Source organism: Methylobacterium amylolyticum, from assembly GCF_030700245.1.
Taxonomy (GTDB): domain Bacteria; phylum Pseudomonadota; class Alphaproteobacteria; order Rhizobiales; family Beijerinckiaceae; genus Methylobacterium.
This window is the reverse complement of sequence record NZ_JAUYZI010000011.1, coordinates 29,061-46,188: the sequence shown is the minus strand read 5'-3', so window position 1 is coordinate 46,188 and position 17,128 is coordinate 29,061. Positions and strand designations below refer to the sequence as shown.

Annotated in this window: 18 protein-coding genes; 12 read left to right on the top strand and 6 right to left on the bottom strand. The window is 73.8% G+C overall.

What is annotated here, in order from left to right; genetic code table 11:
• Positions 1-5: 5 nt before the first annotated feature.
• From Q8W71_RS10215 to Q8W71_RS10205, 3 genes are all read right to left on the bottom strand, one after another.
• Positions 6-1,721, bottom strand: coding sequence for an efflux RND transporter periplasmic adaptor subunit (locus Q8W71_RS10215; RefSeq protein WP_305525253.1), 1,716 nt, complete (start codon positions 1,719-1,721; stop codon positions 6-8).
• Between the two features lie 78 nt (positions 1,722-1,799).
• Positions 1,800-2,177 carry a hypothetical protein gene (locus Q8W71_RS10210; RefSeq protein WP_305525252.1) on the bottom strand — a complete coding sequence of 126 codons (378 nt, stop codon included), beginning with the start codon at positions 2,175-2,177 and terminating at the stop codon, positions 1,800-1,802.
• Between the two features lie 470 nt (positions 2,178-2,647).
• On the bottom strand, positions 2,648-2,902 hold the full coding sequence (locus tag Q8W71_RS10205; RefSeq protein WP_305525251.1) for a hypothetical protein: 255 nt from the start codon (positions 2,900-2,902) through the stop codon (positions 2,648-2,650).
• 250 nt (positions 2,903-3,152) lie between these two features.
• On the opposite strand from Q8W71_RS10205, the gene Q8W71_RS10200 reads away from it, so the two are divergent.
• The 3 genes from Q8W71_RS10200 (at position 3,153) to Q8W71_RS10190 (ending at position 5,468) form a co-directional block, all read left to right on the top strand.
• Positions 3,153-3,437, top strand: a complete 285-nt coding sequence (locus Q8W71_RS10200; RefSeq protein ID WP_305525250.1) for a hypothetical protein — start codon at positions 3,153-3,155, stop codon at positions 3,435-3,437.
• 547 nt (positions 3,438-3,984) lie between these two features.
• Positions 3,985-4,116, top strand: a complete 132-nt coding sequence (locus Q8W71_RS10195; protein WP_305525249.1) for a hypothetical protein — start codon at positions 3,985-3,987, stop codon at positions 4,114-4,116.
• A gap of 125 nt (positions 4,117-4,241) precedes the next feature.
• Positions 4,242-5,468 (top strand): FAD binding domain-containing protein, encoded by a 1,227-nt coding sequence (locus Q8W71_RS10190; protein WP_305525248.1) that lies wholly within the window; start codon positions 4,242-4,244, stop codon positions 5,466-5,468.
• Here the strand turns inward: Q8W71_RS10190 and Q8W71_RS10185 are convergent.
• On the bottom strand, positions 5,458-5,886 hold the full coding sequence (locus Q8W71_RS10185; RefSeq protein WP_305525247.1) for a cupin domain-containing protein: 429 nt from the start codon (positions 5,884-5,886) through the stop codon (positions 5,458-5,460). The genes Q8W71_RS10190 and Q8W71_RS10185 overlap by 11 nt on opposite strands.
• 25 nt (positions 5,887-5,911) lie before the next feature.
• Complete coding sequence (locus Q8W71_RS10180; RefSeq protein WP_305525246.1) at positions 5,912-6,649, bottom strand: TetR/AcrR family transcriptional regulator; 738 nt, start codon at positions 6,647-6,649, stop codon at positions 5,912-5,914.
• A gap of 96 nt (positions 6,650-6,745) precedes the next feature.
• Here Q8W71_RS10180 and Q8W71_RS10175 point away from each other — a divergent pair, with 96 nt between their 5' ends.
• The 9 genes from Q8W71_RS10175 to Q8W71_RS10135 all read left to right on the top strand — a co-directional run bounded on the left by Q8W71_RS10175 (position 6,746) and on the right by Q8W71_RS10135 (position 15,856).
• Positions 6,746-7,633 (top strand): FAD binding domain-containing protein, encoded by an 888-nt coding sequence (locus tag Q8W71_RS10175; RefSeq protein WP_305525245.1) that lies wholly within the window; start codon positions 6,746-6,748, stop codon positions 7,631-7,633.
• Positions 7,623-8,135 carry a (2Fe-2S)-binding protein gene (locus Q8W71_RS10170; protein ID WP_305525244.1) on the top strand — a complete coding sequence of 171 codons (513 nt, stop codon included), beginning with the start codon at positions 7,623-7,625 and terminating at the stop codon, positions 8,133-8,135. Before Q8W71_RS10175 ends, Q8W71_RS10170 begins: the two co-directional genes overlap by 11 nt.
• Positions 8,132-10,516: a xanthine dehydrogenase family protein molybdopterin-binding subunit gene (locus Q8W71_RS10165; protein ID WP_305525243.1), complete on the top strand. Its 2,385-nt coding sequence runs from the start codon at positions 8,132-8,134 to the stop codon at positions 10,514-10,516. Before Q8W71_RS10170 ends, Q8W71_RS10165 begins: the two co-directional genes overlap by 4 nt.
• A 74-nt stretch (positions 10,517-10,590) precedes the next feature.
• Positions 10,591-11,826: an ABC transporter substrate-binding protein gene (locus tag Q8W71_RS10160; RefSeq protein ID WP_305525242.1), complete on the top strand. Its 1,236-nt coding sequence runs from the start codon at positions 10,591-10,593 to the stop codon at positions 11,824-11,826.
• Between the two features lie 19 nt (positions 11,827-11,845).
• A complete protein-coding gene (locus Q8W71_RS10155; RefSeq protein ID WP_305525241.1) occupies positions 11,846-12,745 on the top strand; it encodes a branched-chain amino acid ABC transporter permease in 900 nt (299 codons plus the stop codon).
• Positions 12,742-13,764: a branched-chain amino acid ABC transporter permease gene (locus Q8W71_RS10150; RefSeq protein ID WP_305525240.1), complete on the top strand. Its 1,023-nt coding sequence runs from the start codon at positions 12,742-12,744 to the stop codon at positions 13,762-13,764. Before Q8W71_RS10155 ends, Q8W71_RS10150 begins: the two co-directional genes overlap by 4 nt.
• Positions 13,761-14,537 (top strand): ABC transporter ATP-binding protein, encoded by a 777-nt coding sequence (locus tag Q8W71_RS10145; RefSeq protein WP_305525239.1) that lies wholly within the window; start codon positions 13,761-13,763, stop codon positions 14,535-14,537. The genes Q8W71_RS10150 and Q8W71_RS10145 overlap by 4 nt, the downstream gene beginning before the upstream one ends.
• A gap of 104 nt (positions 14,538-14,641) precedes the next feature.
• Positions 14,642-15,358 (top strand): ABC transporter ATP-binding protein, encoded by a 717-nt coding sequence (locus Q8W71_RS10140; RefSeq protein WP_305525344.1) that lies wholly within the window; start codon positions 14,642-14,644, stop codon positions 15,356-15,358.
• 24 nt (positions 15,359-15,382) lie between these two features.
• Complete coding sequence (locus Q8W71_RS10135; protein ID WP_305525238.1) at positions 15,383-15,856, top strand: SRPBCC family protein; 474 nt, start codon at positions 15,383-15,385, stop codon at positions 15,854-15,856.
• 9 nt (positions 15,857-15,865) lie between these two features.
• Here the strand turns inward: Q8W71_RS10135 and Q8W71_RS10130 are convergent, their stop codons facing one another.
• Positions 15,866-16,807, bottom strand: a complete 942-nt coding sequence (locus tag Q8W71_RS10130; protein WP_305525237.1) for a LysR substrate-binding domain-containing protein — start codon at positions 16,805-16,807, stop codon at positions 15,866-15,868.
• Between the last annotated feature and the right edge of the window lie 321 nt (positions 16,808-17,128).

Here is a 17,128-nt window from a genome sequence, read left to right as displayed (position 1 = left end):
CCTCCTCAGCGGACCTGATTGAGGAGTTCGGCGCCCTGGGTCACGACCCGTCGCCCCGGGGCGAGCCCCGACACCACGAGGACGCGCGCGGCGTCGAGCGGCTCGACCCTGACCTCGCGCGGCGCGAACGTCTCGGGCGCGGTGTGCTCGTAGACGATGCTCTGGCCGTTGCCCCCCCGCACCACGCTCGTGCGCGGCAGCGCCAGCCCCGTCCGCTGCACGTCGGTGCCGGCGAGCACGGTGACGAACTGCCCGGTGCGCAATTCCGGCGGCGCGTCCTGCACGGCGAAGTGCATCGGCACCGCCTGGCTGCGGTCGGCGAGGCCCGCGCCCATGAAGGCGAGCCGCAGCACCCGTCCGTCGGCCAAGCGGGCGGTGGCGTCCTGCCCGCCCGCCACCGCGTCGAAGCTCAGCGCCTCGACCCAGAGCCGGGCGGGATCGACGATCTGGAACACCTGCACGCCGGGGCTCGCCATCTGCCCGGCCACCGCGCTCGCCTCGGCGATGACCCCGTCCACCGGCGCCTTCAGGGCCTCCGGCTGCTGGCGGATGCTGTCGAGGGCGGCACGGCGGTCGAGCAGCCCCTTCAGCTCGGCCTGTGCGTCTTCCAGTTGCACCTGCGAGACCGAGCCGCCCGGCGCGAGCTTGCGGAAGCGCTCGACCCGACGCTCCAGGATGGCGATCTGCTGGTCGAGTTCGCCCTGGCGCTGGCGCATGTCGGACATGTCGACCGCCTGGACCGGCGGGGTGACGTAGGCCAGGATCTCGCCCTTGCGCACGCGGGTGCCGAGGCGGGGGAAGATCCCCGACTCCGGCGTCGACAGCCGCCCGCCCACCGAGGACTGGACGACGCCGCTCGCGCTCGGATCGGGCACGATCCGCCCGGGCAGCTCGACGGTGCGGTGCAGGGTCCCGTCCGCCGTCACGACGGTGCGGACGGCCAGCACGCGCTGGGTCGGCTTGGGCACGAAGACCGACCCGTCCGGCCGCCGCCGCGCCAGGTCCTGGCCGGCGCCGGTGAAGGCCATGGTCTTGGGGGCTGTCCCGCCATGGTCGTGGCCCTCGCCCGCGAAGGCGCGCGGCGCCAGCAGCATGGCGAGGACGAGCGCCACCAGGGCGGCGGCGGGCACGAGGCGCCGCCGCCGGGCGAGCAGGGTCGCCGCGATGCCGAGCAGGAAGCCCCCGCCGCCCACCGCCAGCGGCAGCGGATCCGCATCCCGGAGGTGACGCTCGAAGTCGTGGGCCGCCGCGAGCCCCACCGCCCAGGCCGAGGCGCCGGAGCCCGCCGGCTCGGCGGGCGCCTCGGGCACGACCAGGGTGACGGGGAACACGTCCGCGCCGCCGTCCGCGGCGACGGTGAACAGCACCTCGTGCTCGCCCGGCCGCTCGCTCCAGTGCGCGTCCAGCCCGTAACCGCCGTCCGGCAGCGGTGCCGCCTCCGCCGGGCCGTCGGGCGTCTCGGCCCGGACGACGGCGCCGGTCACCGGCTCGTTGGTCGCGACCCGGTCGAGATAGACGGTCAGTCTCCCGTTGCGGGCGATCGCGACCAGTTCGAGGGCGTCGGTGCTCGACGCAGCCCGGGGCGCCGCCGCGGCGGGGGGCGCGCCGGCCGCGTCGCCGTGGTCGTGGCCGTCATGCGCGACGGCGGGCGGCGCCAGCCCGGTGCACAGGCAGAGGGCGAGCGCGGCCGCCCGCAGGGCGGGGGCTATCGGAGCGATCATGGGACATGGACCTTCGCGGAGACGGGCGCGGCGCCGCGTCGGGCCGAGCCGTTCGGCGCGCGCGGCGGCGCGCAGACCTCAGGCGAAGGGTCTGGGCGGCTCGGCCTGGCTCTCGGGCGGGACGCTGTCGAAGGTCACGGCGCGGATGCCGGCCAGGATCCGGCCGAGCGTCCGCGTGACGGTAGGAGCGCTCTCGCCGCTCAGCCGCATCGTGTGGTGCTGGCAGCAATCGAGGCCGGCCGTCGGTCCCGCGCTCTCGTGGGCGTCGTCCGACGGGCTCGCCTGGAGGACGCGCTCGACCGCCTGTGCCGGCAGGTCGACGGTTGCGGACCGGACGTGGCCGGCCGTGACCTCGCCGCGGTGGCTGTGAGCCCCGGTGACGAAGGCCATGCCGACGAGCGCGACGACCTGAAGGATCGTCGCGAACCTGCGCCAGAGGGTGCAGCAGCCTGACATCGCGGCCAGCCATAGCACAGTCCCGCGCCGCAGACACCCGGATTCCAGAGATGCGTCGCGGGACGCGCCGTCCGTGTCGGGCGATCCCCCGCCTATCTGGTATCGGGAACGGCCTTCGGCGGTGGGCGCTGGCCTCTTGTGCGCGGAACTAGAGCTGTTCCCGGCCGCGTTGCGCAGAGTACACGACAGTCCGGGGTACAGCCCCGCGGATCCCATCAGACCCCCTCATCCTGAGGCGCCCCTTGCCGTGGCAAGGGGCCTCGAAGGAGCCCTCCAGAGGGCGCCGCGATCCCTGGAGCCCTCCTTCGAGGCCCGCTCTCGCGGGCACCTCAGGATGAGGAACAGGGTCGGATGCGCCGCCCGGTACGAACTGTCGTGGGCCGTGGCGTTGCGATCGTCCGCAGCTCCAAGTCCTTGTTTCGACGCGCTCTCTTTCGCCGAACCGGCATCCACTTCGGCGGCGCGCAGGTCTAGTTCACCGGCACCCGCGCCGGCGGACGCCAGCTCATCCCGTAATCCGGGCGGGGATCGGCCTGCGAGACGGAAGGCCCCTGCGCGTCGAGCCGAGCGAGCCCGCCGATCAGCGCCAGCATCCCGAGCCCGACCGCGACCGAAGCCAGGATCGCCGTCGCGTGGTCCGCGTGCGGTCCGGCCCGGGAGATCGCGAAGCCGCCCAGCGTGAACGCGGCGGCGAGGCCGGCCGCCACGGCGAGGGTGTCGAGCATCGGCCCACCTCCCGCGCAAGTCTTGTCCCGCGCGAGTCTTGCGCCGACGCGGTGCGATCCGCAAGCCGCGGTCACGACGCACCGGCACCGGGGTCAAGGCCGCCCAACTCGGGGACCGCATGCGCCACGCCCATGGGTGCGGACCTGTCCCGGCCGAGCCCCGTCCGGTAAGCCGACCGGCCCCGCGCGACCCCGCCCCCGGGCCGCGGTCGCGCTCGTTCCGGTGTGTCAGGATTCTCTGGTCGTTGTCATGAGGACGCTCTCCAGGACGATCACCAAGACGCTCGCCGCGTTGACGGCGATGATGGTCGTGTGCGCGGCCCCCGCGCTCGCCGGGGCCGATCCGTCCGGCCGGGATTGCGGCAACGACCCGGAGACGACCGGCGCGCTGTCCGCCGACCCGCGCAGCCTGCATCTCCCGGGTGAGAGGCCGAACCGGGTCGGGGCGATCCCACCTGAGGAGAGCTGGCAGGAAGAGGCGCGGGAGAGTGCCGAGCAGCGCTGGCGGGACCTTCTCGCCTGCGGCGTGGACTGAAGCGCCCGCCTTATCCCGCTGCGGCGGTTCTTCGCCCGGAACCGCCGCGCGTCCAGGGGCGGTCGGCGCCGAGCGCGCCGCCTTGTCCTGCGCAGATCCGCGATGCTCGCTGTCCCGCTCGGCGCACAGGGCGGACGGCGACGGAGCCGCCTCGACGGCGATCCCGGATCGCCGGCCCCGTCCGCAGCTCCCGAGCCCGGAGCACACGCGGCACGGGCGTGCGCCGGGCCCCGAGCCGTCGGGGGGGGCCGCCGTCGGCCGCGACGCACGCCCCCCGGCACGCAGGGTTCGAACCTGCGCATCGCGCGTGTTCCAAAGCACGTCGACGTCCCGAGCTTGAGCGTAGACCACCGTCACACCGCGAAGACAGTCGCGGCACAGACGGAGACCGACGATGACCCTGACGACGCGCCTCTTCCTCGCCGCCTCCGCCGGACTCGGCGGCGTGCTCCTCGTGGCCACCTACGCCCAGAGCTTCGCGCTGCCGATCCACTTCGTCTGAAGCCGCCAAAAACAACCGACAACGATAAACTTGAGGGGACGCACCATGGCCACCACGATGATCACCAAGGGCATGACCGCGATGGACCGGGTCATCGCCACCGCGCTGACGACGGGCTTCGCCTTCGCGCTGATCGAGTGCGCGCGCGTCGCGGCGCTGCCGACGCACTTCGTGTGAGGCTTCGGGCCCGGCGAAGGCGCACGGTGCCTGTACCGGAGCCGATCGGTGACCGGACGGCCCCTTCCCTTCCCACCAATCCGTGAAAAGATTCGCCCGGCAGCGGGATCGCGTTCGGGGGATGCATGCGCAGACTGGCGATCACGGTGATCGGCGGCTCGATCGCGGGCCTGACCGCGGCGCGGCTCCTGTCCCAGGCCGGACACGCCGTGTCGGTCCACGAGCGCTCCGCCGAGCCGCTCGCCGGCCGCGGGGCCGGCATCGTCACGCATCCCGGCCTGCACGCGGTGCTCGCGCGCTGCGGCGTACCGGTCGCGCCGCGCGATCTCGGGGTGACGGTCGCGGTCCGCAGGGTGCTGGATCGCGACGGCCGGGTCGTCGCCGAACGGGCGCTGCCGCAGGTGCTCGCGGGCTGGGGGCGCCTCCACGCCCTGCTGCGGGAGACCCTGCCGGGCGACGCGGTGCGGCTCGGGGCGCGCCTCGTGGCGGTCGAGCGCGACGGCGACGCGGTCGTGGCCCGCTTCGCGGACGGCGGCCGGGTCGCGGGCGACCTGCTCGTCGGCGCCGACGGCCTGCACTCGTCCGTGCGCGCCGGCTTCCTGCCCGGGGTGGCGCCGGCCTATGCCGGCTACGTGGCGTGGCGGGCGGTGGTCGACATGGCCGACCTCGCGCGGGCGACGCGGGCCGCGATCGGCGACCACTTCGCGTTCTGCCTGCCGCCCGGCGAGCAGATCCTCGGCTACCCGGTGTCGGGGGCCGACGCGGACGGGCGCCCCGGGGCCCGGCTCTTCAACGCGGTGTGGTATCGGCCGGCGCCCGCGGAGGACCTCGCGGGCCTCATGACGGACACGGGCGGGGCGCGGCACGCCCTCTCCATCCCGCCGAACCGGATCCGGCCCGAGGTCCTGGCGGCGATGCGGGCGGAGGCGGAGCGGGTGCTGGCCCCGCCCTTCGCGGACGTCATGCGGCGGGCCCCGAGCCCCTTCCTCCAAGCGATCCTGGACCTCGAGATGCCGTCCATGGCGCCGGCGCCCGGCGTCGCGCTGCTGGGCGACGCCGCCTTCGTCGCGCGCCCGCATGTCGGGATGGGCGTGACCAAGGCGATGGAGGACGCCGCCGCCCTGACGGACGCCGTGAGCGCGGCCGACGGCGACGTTCGCGCGGCGCTCAGAACGTTCGACGCGCGCCGCCGCCCCTACGGCGCGGCCGTCGTCGCCCGGGGGCGGGAGCTCGGCGCCTACCTCCAGGCCCAGCGGCTCGGTGCCGCCGAGCGCGCGGCGGCGGAGCGCTACCGCAGCCCGGAGGCGGTGATGGACGGCACGGCGGTGCCGCCGGCCGGGCTCACCGGGTAGGGGCCGCGTCGGCCTCGGCCCGGATCGCGGCGGGCAGGGCGAGGGGCGGGTTGGCGCCGTCCAGGAACTCGACGGTCGTGAACACCAGGGTCGTGTCGCCGATGTTGGCGAGGTCGTGGGTCATCGACTCGCCCGGTCCGAAGGCGAGGTGACGGATGTCGCCCGCCCGGTACTCGACCTCCGCGACCCGGCCGTCGCCGTAATGCGAGCGGGCCCGGCCGGCGGTGGCCGCGGTCCAGAAGTAGTCGAGGACGTGGGTGTGGAAGCCGATCCGCTCGCCCGGCTCGAGGACGATCGTCCACACCCGGCAGCGCGGGTCCTCCGACAGGAGCCGGGTGCCGACGCAGCCGTTCGTCGCCGCCGCCGCGAATTCCCGCGCGAGGTCGGGCGGAAGTGCCGTTGCCGTCTCCTGCGCCATCGTCCGCGCCCTCCCCCCACACAGGCTAGCGCGCCGCGGTCCGCCCCGGAAGGGCCGCCGCGGCGACCACCCGCCGGTGCGTCGCGAGCAGCCCCGGCAGGGCGGCGTCGAGCATCGCGGCGCGCACCGCGTCGCGGTCCGCGGTGCCGTCGATGCCGTAGACCCGGGAGCGCAGGCCCACGTAGACCAGGGCGCCGTGGATGCCGAACAGCAGCTCGAACTCGTCGGGCGCGAGCGGCTGCGCGGCGGGGCTCGGCAGGCCGGATTCGGCGCGCATCGCTTCGAGGAGCGGCGCGAAGATGCGGGCGCGCACCATGCCTAAGTAGCGGCTCGGCAGGTCGAAGCCCTTGAGCCCCGCCGAGACGAAGATCCGCAGCCACGCGTAGTCGTCGATCCGGCGCTGGTAGTCGATCTCGAAGCGGCGGAAGCGTTCGAGGCAGGGCAGCGCGGCCTCGCGCACGGTCGCCTCCCAGCCGGGATCCCAGCGCTTGAGATAGACCTCCTCGTAGATGCGCTCGATCAGCGCCGCCTTGGTCGGGAAGTAGCGGAACAGCAGCGGCTGGGTGATGCCGAGCCGGGCCGCCAGCGCGCGGGTGTGCCCGTCCAGCCCGACCTCCGCGAAGAAGGCGATCGCCCCCTCGACGATCTGCCGCTCGCGGTTCTCGGCCGTGAGCCGGCGCCCCGCCGGGACGCGATCCTGGCCGCCGGCCGGACCGCGCGCGGGTTCGGGTGCCGGTCCGGTTGCAGGGCTGCTTGACGCCATCCCCGTTTGCCCTTCTATTGAGCGAACGATCAATAAGGGCATCCAGCCTGTCCCATCGGGGCGGGGATGGGCAAGCCCACCGGGAGGAGGACAGGGGTGAAGGCGCCCGACTTCGCCTACGCGCGCCCGGCCTCGCTCGACGAGGCGCTGGCCCTGCTCGCCGCCCACGGCGAGGACGCGGTGCCGCTCGCGGGCGGCCAGAGCCTCGTCACCGCGCTCAACATGCGGCTCTCCGCCCCCGGCCTGCTGGTCGACCTGAACGCGATCCCCGGGCTCGCCGGCGTCTCGGAGGCGGACGGGGTCGTGCGGATCGGCGCCATGACCCGCCACCGCGACGTCGGCGCCGCCCCGGTCGTGCGCGCGCGCCTGCCGCTTCTCGCCGCCGCCCTCCCCCACATCGCCCACCCCGCGATCCGCAACCGCGGCACGATCGGCGGGTCGGTGGCGCTCGCCGACCCGGCGACCGAGTGGCCCGCCTGCTGCCTCGCGCTCGGCGCGACGGTCGTCGTCCGCGGGCCGGAGGCCGAGCGGCGGATCGCGGCGGAGGAGTTCTTCCTCGGCCTCTACACGACCGCCCTGGAGCCCGGCGAGATCGTCACGGCGGTCGAGATCCCGCTGCCCCCGGCCGACGCGGTCTGGGGCTTCGAGGAACTGGCCCGCCGCCACGGCGACTACGCGCTCGCGGGCCTCGCCGCGACGGCGCGGCGGAGCGGCGGCGGCCTGACGGCGGTGCGGCTCGCCTTCTTCGGCGTCGGCGACCGGCCGGTGCTGGCCCGCGCGGCCGCCGCGGCGATCGAGGCGGGCGACGTCCAGGCCGCCCAGGCCGCGCTCGCCGACGAGCTGGACCCGCCGGGCGACCCCGCGATGCGGGCCGCGACGCGGCTGCACCTCGCGCGGGTCATCCTCGGCCGGGTCGCGGGCACGCTGCTGGCGGGGGCATCGATGGCGGGGGCATCCATGGCGGGGGATGGCGATGGCGCCTGAGGCTCCTGAGCGCGAGCGCGCGGTCGCCTTCACGCTGAACGGGGAATCCGTCCGCTGCCGGGCCCCGGTCCGGACGCATCTGGGCGACCTGCTGCGCGACGCGTTCGGCCTCACCGGCGTCCATCTCGGCTGCGAGCACGGGGTGTGCGGCGCCTGCACCGTCCTCGTCGACGGCCGGGCGGTGCGCGCCTGCCTGATGCTCGGCGTCCAGGCGGACGGCACGGTCGTCGAGACCGTCGAGGGCCTGACCGAGAGCGGATCCATCCGTGATCTCCAGGACGCGTTTCACGCCCGCAACGCCCTGCAATGCGGCTACTGTACCCCCGGCATGCTGGTGACGGCGGCCGAACTGCTCGCCGAGGGCGGCGTGCCCGAGCGCGCGGCGATCCGCGACGCGATCGCCGGGAACTACTGCCGCTGCACCGGCTACCACGCGATCGTCGACGCGATCGCGACGACCGCCGAGGCGCGCCACGCCGCCGGCCGGGACGCCGCCGAATGAGCGCGGACGCGAGCGGCCTCACCTTCCTCGACCGGCCGAACAGCTATATCGGCCGCTCGGTCCCGCGGCCGAACGCCCGGCGCCTGCTGGAGGGCCGCGGCGTCTACGTGGACGACGTGCCCGCCGCCCGTCTCGGCCACGTCGCCTTCCTGCGCAGCCCCCACGCGCATGCCCGCCTGCTGTCGGTGGAGACCGCCGAGGCGAAGGGGATGCCGGGCGTGCTCGCGGTGGTGACGGGCGCCGAACTCGCCGCGATCTGCACGCCCTGGGTCGGGGTGCTCGGCCACTTCAAGGGCCTGCGCTCGGCGCCCCAGCACGCGCTGGCGATCGACCGGGTGACCTGGGTCGGCGAGCCGTTCTGCGCGGTCGTCGCCCGCAGCCGGGCCGAGGCCGAGGACGCGCTCGCCGCGATCGCCGTCGAATTCGACCCTCTGCCCGCGGTGGTCGACATGGAGACGGCGCTGGATCCCGGCACCCCGCCGATCCACGCGGAACTCGGCGACAACCTCGCCTTCGAGCGCAGCCTCGATGTCGGCGACGTGGACGCCGCGTTCCGCGACGCGGCGCTCGTCGTCGAGGAGACCTTCCAGTTCGGCCGCCACACCGGCGTCTGCCTGGAGCCGCGGGCGATCCTGGCGGACTGGGCGGCGGCGGACGGATTGCTCACCGTCCACCACTCCTTCCAGGCCCCGCACATGATGCAGGACATCCTGTGCAAGCACCTCGCGCTGCCCGAGGGCGCGGTGCGGGTGATCTGCAAGGATGTCGGCGGCTCGTTCGGGATCAAGGTCCACATCTACCCCGACGAGATGGCGACCTGCGCGCTGGCGCTGATGCTGAAGCGCCCGGTCAAGTTCGTCGCCGACCGGCTGGAGAGCTTCCAGAGCGACATCCACGCCCGCGACCACCGCGTCACCGCGCGGATGGCCTTCTCCGCCGAGGGCGACATCCTCGCCCTCGACATGGACGACCTGACCGGGATCGGGCCCTACTCGGTCTACCCCCGCACCAGCGCGGTCGAGGCCAATCAGGTCGTCAACCTCACCGGCGGGCCCTACCGGCACCGGCACTACCGGGCCCGGGCCCGCGTGGTGCTCCAGAACAAGGCGCCGACCTGCCAGTACCGGGCGGTCGGCCACCCGATCGCGACCATGGTCGCCGAGGGGCTGGTCGATCTCGGGGCGTCGCGGCTCGGGCTCGACCCGCTGGCCATGCGCGAGCGCAACGTCATCCCCGACGACGCCTACCCCTGCGCCGGCGTGTCGGGGATCAAGCTGGAGAAGCTCTCGCACCAGGCGGCGCTCGCCAAGCTCAAGGCGATGATGGGCTACGACGCCCTGCGGGCCGAGCAGGCGTCTCTGCGCGCGCAGGGCATCCACCGCGGCATCGGGCTCGCCGCCTTCATCGAGATCACCAACCCCTCGGCGGCGTTCTACGGGGTCGGGGGCGCGCGCATCTCCTCGCAGGACGGCTGCACGATCCGGCTCGACCCGCAGGGCGGGGTCGTGGCCGCCATCAGCGTGACCGAGCAGGGCCAGGGCACCGAGGGGATCATCGCGCAGATCGTGGCCACCGCGGTCGGCGTGCCGATGGAGAAGGTCCGCGTGATCTCCGGCGACACGCAGGCGACGCCCTACGGCGGCGGCACCTGGGCCTCGCGCGGGGCGGGCATCGGCGGCGAGGCGGCGTGGCAGGCCGGCAAGGCGCTGCGGGCCAACGTGGTCGCGGTGGCGGGCGCGATCCTCCAGGCCGATCCCGCGAGCCTCGACCTGCGCGACGGCGCGGTGGTGGACGCCGAGAGCGGCACGGAGCGCATGCCGCTCTCGGAACTCGGCCGCATCGTCTATTTCCGCTCCGACACCCTGCCGCCGGGCGTCCAGCCGGAATTCGTGGCAACCCGGCACTACGTGCCGAAGGACTACCCCTTCGCCTTCACCAACGGCGTCCAGGCCTCCTATGTCGAGGTCGACGTGCAGACCGGCTTCGTGCGCCTCCTCAAGCACTGGTGCGTCGAGGATTGCGGCACGGTGCTCAACCCGCTCCTCGTCGACGAGCAGATCCGCGGCGGCATCGTCCAGGGCATCGGCGGGGCGCTGTTCGAGCACTGCCTCTACGACGCGGAGGGGCAGTTGCTGAACGGCTCGATGGCCGACTACCTCGTGCCGATGGCCGGCGAGATGCCCGACATCGAGGTCGCCCACGTGGTGTCGCCGACCACCTCCTCCGAGATCGGCGCCAAGGGCGCGGGCGAGGCCGGCACCGCCGGCGCGCCGGCCGCGGTCGTGAACGCCATCAACGACGCCCTGCGCCCGCTCGACGCGCGGGTCTCGCGCCAGCCGGTGACGCCGGAGGTGGTGCTGGAGGCGCTGGGCCTGGTCTGAACGCAGGGAGCGGGAACCGGTCCGACGAGAACCGGCCCCGATGAGGACACGCGGCGCAGGGAGGGACTGAGGGGATGACGACGGGCATCGACAGGCGCGGGCTCCTCCGGGGCAGCGCCGCCGCCTCCACGCTGGCGCTCGCCGCCCCGGCGCTGCTGCGCTCGGCCGCGGCGCAGGCCGGGCCGATCCGGATCGGCTTCCCGGTCCCGCTCACCGGCGCCTTCGGGGCCGAGGCGAACGACCAGGTCCGCGCCGCCCAGCTCGCGATCAAGGAGTTCAACGCGGCCGGCGGCTTCGACGGCCGCACCGCCGAGCTGCTCGTGCGCGACGACAAGATCAACCCCGGCGAGGCGGCCACCCGGACGCTGGAGCTGATCGAGAAGGACCGGGTCAACTTCCTCGTCGGCGGCCTCTCGGCGGCGGTGACGCTGTCGATCAACAACGTCGCCCGCGAGCGCGGGGTGATCTACAACTCGATCAGCCAGTCCGACGCGATCAACGAGGCCAAGGATTTCGGCCGCACCACCTTCCACGAGGCGCTGAACCCGCACATGACCGCGGGCGCCGTCGGCCGCTACGTCTTCCCGAAATCCGGCAAGCGCGTCGCCTTCCTCAGCGCCGACTACGCCTACGGCCACGAGATGATGCGCGGCTTCAAGCGGGCGGGCGAGGCCTCCGGCATCGAGGTGGTGGCCGACATCCGCCATCCGATCGGCGCCTCCGACTACTCCGCCTTCCTGCCCCGGATCGCCGCGCTCAAGCCCGACGTGCTCTGCCTGTGCAATTTCGGCCGCGACCAGGTCGTCTCGATCCAGCAGGCGACCGAGTTCGGCCTGAAGCGCAACACCAAGCTCGTGGCGCCGGTCCTGCTGTTCACCGCGCGCAAGGCCGGCGGCGACGCCTTCGACGGGGTCGTCGGCGGCACCTCGTACTACTGGCGCTTGGAGGACACGGTGCCCTCCGCCAAGGCGTTCAACGACCGCTTCCGCGCCGCCTACAACGGCGCCGTGCCCTCCGATTACGGCGCGCTGGGCTATGCCGGCGTCCGCTCGGTGCTGGAGGGGGTTAAGGCCGCCGGATCGACCGACACCGCCAAGGTCGTGACCGCGATGGAGGGCCTCAAGGCCGACTTCTACAAGGGCCCCCAGAGCTTCCGGGCCTGCGACCACCAGTCCGTGCAGTCGGTGCTGATCGTCGAGGCGAAGTCCAAGGGCATGAGCACGCCGGACGACGTGTTCACGATCCTCGGCACGGAGGGGCCCGACGAGCGCTTCCTGCGCGGCTGCGACGAACTCGGCCACAAGGCGTGACGGCGGCGGGGGTGCGGCGGTGAGCGACCTCACGATCGGCGGCTTCCCGCTCGATCTCCTCGGGCTCCAGCTCGTCACGGGCGTCGCGCTCGGCGCGATCTACGTGCTCGTCGGCATCGGCCTGTCGCTGATCTTCGGGCTGATGAACGTCGTCAACTTCGCCCACGGCGCCTTCTTCATGGTCGGCGCCTATGTCGGCGTGTTCCTGTACGGCTACACCGGCAGCTTCTGGCTGAGCCTCGTGGCGGCGCCGCTCGCGATGGGGCTGCTCGGGCTCGCGGTCGAGCGCGTGCTGGTCCGCCCGCTCTACGGGCGGGGCATCGACGATCCGCTGCTGCTCACCTTCGGCCTGTCCTACGTCATGGTCGAGGGCGTGCGCATCGCCTTCGGGCTGACCGGGCTGCCCTTCGGCGCGCCGCCGGAGCTGCGCGGGGCCGTCGATATCGGCATCGGCTACTTCCCGCTCTACCGCCTGTTCCTGATCGCCTTCTCGATGGCCGTGGTCGGCGCCCTGTGGCTGTTCATCGAGCGCACCGCCTTCGGCCTCGTGATCCGCGCCGGCGCCCGCGACCCGCAGATCGTGCAGGTGCTCGGCATCGAGATCTCCAAGGTCTGGCTCGCGATCTTCGGCCTCGGCTGCGCGCTGGCGGGGCTCGCCGGGATCCTCGCCGCGCCGCTCCAGGGGGTGACGCCGGAGATGGGGATCCCGGTGCTGGCCGAAGCCTTCGTGGTCACGGTGGTCGGCGGCATGGGGTCGCTCGCCGGCGCGGTGCTCGCCGGGCTGATCGTCGGGATCGTCGTGGCGATGACCTCGCTGGTGGCCCCCGACATGACCAAGATGGCGATCTTCGCGCTGATGGCGCTGGTGCTGCTCGTGCGCCCGCGCGGGCTCCTCGGCCGGGCGGGGGCGCTCGGATGAGCGCGCAGGTCGCAGGACGGGCCGTGACCGAGGGGGCGCCGGCCGCCCGGCCGGGCTCGGGCCGGACGGGGCGGTGGCTCGCCCGCGCCTCGCGCCACCGGGTCGCCCTGACGCTGGCCTTCCTCCTCGTGTTCCCCTGGATCGCGCCCTACCAGGCGCTCGCCGTCAACATCCTCGTGCTCGGGCTCTACGCGCTGGGGTTCAACCTGCTGTTCGGCTACACGGGGCTGCTGTCGTTCGGCCACGCCGCCTTCCTCGGCGGCGGCGCCTACGGCTGCGGCATCGCGATCGTCCATTACGGGTTGCACCCGGGGCTGGCGCTCGCCGCCGGCACGCTGCTCGCCACCCTGATCGCGGCGGCGATGGGCGTGCTCGCCATCCGCACGCGCGGCATCTACTTCGCGATGACCACGCTCGCCCTGTCGATGTGCGTCTACTACGCCTTCTACCGGGCGGAGGCGTTCACCGGCGGCGAGAACGGCCTGCGCGGCATCAACGTGCCGAGCGTGGCGCTGCCGGGCGTCCGGCTCAACCTGCTCGACCCGACCGTGAAGTACTACGCGGTGCTGGCGGTCGTCGGGCTGGCGATCTGGCTGTTCTCGCGCCTCCTGTCCTCGCCGTTCGGGGCGGCGCTGGAGGCGATCCGCGAGAACGAGCACCGGGCGCAGGCCTGCGGCTACGACGTAGCCCGCATGAAGCTCGCGGCCTTCGTGATCTCCGGCGCCCTGTGCGGGCTCGCCGGCGCGCTCCAGGCGATCCACCTGTCGATCGTGCCGATCGAGATCATGCACTACTCGACCTCCGGCCAGGCGGTGATGATGGCGCTGCTCGGCGGGATGGGCACGTTCTTCGGGCCGTTCGTGGGGGCGGCGACCTTCTCGCTCCTTCAGGACGGGCTCGCGACGCTGACGAGCCACTGGCAGCTCTTCGTCGGCGCGATCTTCATCGCCTTCGTGCTGTTCCTGCCGCTCGGCATCTGGGGCGAGGTGCTGGCCCGGCTGAGGCGGGCCGGCTGGTGAGCGCCCCCGCCCCGCGCGCCGCCCCCGAGGCGCTGCCGATCCTGGCGACCGAGGGGCTCGGCAAGCGCTTCGGGCATTTCCGGGCCCTGTCCGGCGTCACGGTCGCCTTCCCCGAGGGCGGCATCACCGCGATCATCGGGCCGAACGGGGCGGGCAAGTCGACCTTCTTCAACCTCATCTCCGGCGCCGTCCCGCCGAGCGAGGGGCGGGTGCTGTTCCGCGGGCAGGACATCACCGGGCTGGCCCCCCACCGCTTCGCCCGGTTGGGCATCGCCAAGTCGTTCCAGATCACCAACGTGTTCCCCCACCTCACGGTGCGCGAGAACGTGCGCGTGGCGGCCCAGGCGCGCCGGGTCCGCTTCGCGCTGTTCCGCGACCGCGCGGCCTTCCCGGAGCTGATCGCGCGGGCCGAGGCGCTGCTCGGCGAGGTCGGGCTCGGCGCCCGGATGGACCGGCTCGCCCGGGAACTCGCCCACGGCGAGCAGCGGGCGCTGGAGATCGCGGTGGCGCTCGCCGCCGAGCCGGCGCTGCTGCTCCTCGACGAGCCCACCGCCGGCATGAGCCCGGAGGAGACGCGCGACATGATGGACCTCGTCCAGCGGTTGGCCGAGACGCGCACGCTGATCCTCGTCGAGCACAAGATGAAGCTCGTCATGGGGGTGAGCCGCCGCCTCGTGGTCCTGCACCAGGGCGAACTGCTCGCCGAGGGCAGTCCGGACGCCATCCGCGCCCACCCCGAGGTGCGGCGGGTCTACCTGGGCAAGAGCGCGTGAGCGCGTCCCGGGAAGACGGGCGCGTGAGCGCGTCCCTCGAAGACGGCCGTGTGAGCGGGCTTCTGGACAGGCCCCGGGCCGGCGGGCCGGCCCCGGCCACACCGCTGCTCGCGGTCGAGGACCTCGCCGCGTGGTACGGCCACTCGCACATCCTCCAGGGGCTCTCGCTGGAGGTGCGCCCGGACGAGATCGTGACGCTGGTCGGCCGCAACGGCGCCGGCAAGACCACCACGCTGAAGACGATCATGGGCCTCGTGGCCAAGCGCGCGGGCCGCGTCACCTTCGCGGGCGCCGACATCCTCCACCGCCCGCCCCACGAGCGCTTCCACCGGGGCCTCGCCTACGTGCCCGAGGAGCGGCGCATCGTGCCGGGGCTGACCGTGGAGGAGAACCTGCGGCTCGGCATCCTGGCGGCTCGCGGGGCTCGGGCGACCCGGCGCGACGAGGCGCGGCGGATCGAGGCGATCGCCGAGACCTTCCCGCGGCTGAAGCAGCGCCTGAAGCAGGAGGCGATCACCATGTCGGGGGGCGAGCAGCAGATGCTCGCCATCGCCCGCGCGCTGATGGCCGAGCCGGTGATGGTGCTCCTCGACGAGCCCTCGGAGGGGATCATGCCGATCCTCGTCGAGGAGATGTTCGAGCAGTTCGTGGCGATGAAGCGGGCGGGCACCACGATCCTGCTCGTGGAGCAGAACGTGGAACTGGCGCTCGACGTGTCCGACCGCGTCTACATCGTCGACGGCGGTTCGGTCGTCTACCACGCGCCCGCGGCCGAGCTGCGGGCCGATCCCGAGATCCAGGCGCGCTACTGCGCGGTCTGAGCGGCCCGCCGGAGGAGATCGATCATGGATATCGGCGGCACGTACCGGATCCCCGTCCCGCGGGAGGCCGTCTGGACGGCGCTGAACGATCCCGCGGTGCTGGGGCGCTGCATCCCCGGCTGCAAGGAACTGACGCAGGTCTCCCCCGAGGAGATGGCCGCCAAGGTCGCCCTGAAGATCGGCCCGGTCTCGGCGACCTTCGCCGGGACCGTGCTGCTGGAGGATATCCGGGCGCCGGAGGGCTACACGCTCGTCGGCCAGGGCAACGGCGGCATGGCCGGCTTCGCCAAGGGCCGGGCCGTCGTGAGCCTCGCGCAGGAGGGCCCGGAGACGGTGCTGACCTACGCGGCCAAGGCCGAGATCGGCGGCAAGATCGCCACCCTCGGCGGACGCCTGATGCAGGCCACGTCGCGCAAGCTCGCCGACGAGTTCTTCGGCAAGTTCGCCGCCGCTCTGGGCGCTGCGGCGGACCCGGCCGCACCCGCGCCCGCGGCCTGATCCCGGCGCTCAGGCCGGCGCGTGCGACCCGGGACCGTCCGCCGCGGGCCGCCGGAGGCCGGCCGCACCCATCTCGTGCCGCAGCCACGCGACCACCGTGCGCAGGTCGGCGCGGGTGCGCAGGTGCTCGGCGGTCCAGAGCTGGAGATGGTGCGGGCCAGGGGCGAAGCCGAGCGGCGCGACGAGGTGGCCGGCCCGGATCTCGTCCTCGACCAGCAGCCGGGGCGCCAGGGCGAAGCCCAGGCCGCAGGCGGCCGCCTGGATCACGAGGTAGAAGTGCCCGAAGACCTCGTGCGGCGCGATCACGAGATCCTGCCGCCCCACCGCCGCGATCCACTCGGTCCAGGCCCTGAGCCGCGTCGCGCTGCCGAGGATGCGCGCCCGGGCGAGATCCTCCGGCCGCGCGATCCCGAGGCGCGCGGCGTAGTCGGGGTGGCAGACCGGGCCGATCTCCTCGCGGATCAGGGTCTCGGCCACCGCGTGCGGCGGCGGCTGGTACATGCTGTTGCGGATCGCGACGCTGATCTCGTCGCGGATGAAGTCCACGTCGCCATGGTTGATGTTGAGCCGCAGCTCGATCGCCGGATGCGCGCGCTTGAACGTCTCCAACCGCGGGATGAGCCAGCGCATCATCACCGTGGCCGAGCACGACAGGGTCAGCGGACCGGGCTGCACCTGCGCGACCGCCACCTGCATGCGCTCGAACGCCTCGCCGAGTTCGCCCGCGAGCCGCGCCCCCTCCGGGGTGGGCGAGACCGCGCGGGGCCCGCGCTCCAGCAGCGGCAGGCCGAACTGCGCTTCGAGCCCGCGCACGTGCCGGCTCACCGCGCCGTGCGTCACGCCGAGTTCGGTCGCCGCGGCGCTCATGCTGCCGAGCCGCGCCGCCGCCTCGAAGGCGCGCAGGGCGTTGAGCGGCAGGCGCGGGTTCGACACGGCGTCCTCGTGGGCCAAGCTGTGAGATTTCTTCACAGGTCCGTGCGCCGAACTCAAGTTCCCGGCCCGTGCATCCTCGGCTAGCTTTTCCGACGACACGCGCGGTCCCGAAGCAGTCCGGGGCCGACGAGAACAACGTCGAGCCGGGCGGAGACAGAGGCGGACGAGGCCGAACCCCGCGGGGGGACGCCGCCGCCTCGCGTCCGGGACAGGGAGAACGCCGTGGAACGCGCCGACACCGGACCCGGCGGGCGTCCGATCGCCCCGCCGACAGCGAAGCCCCCGCGCGGCCGCCGCGTCGCTGCTGCCGTCTTCGCCGCTGCCGTCTTCGCCGGCCCC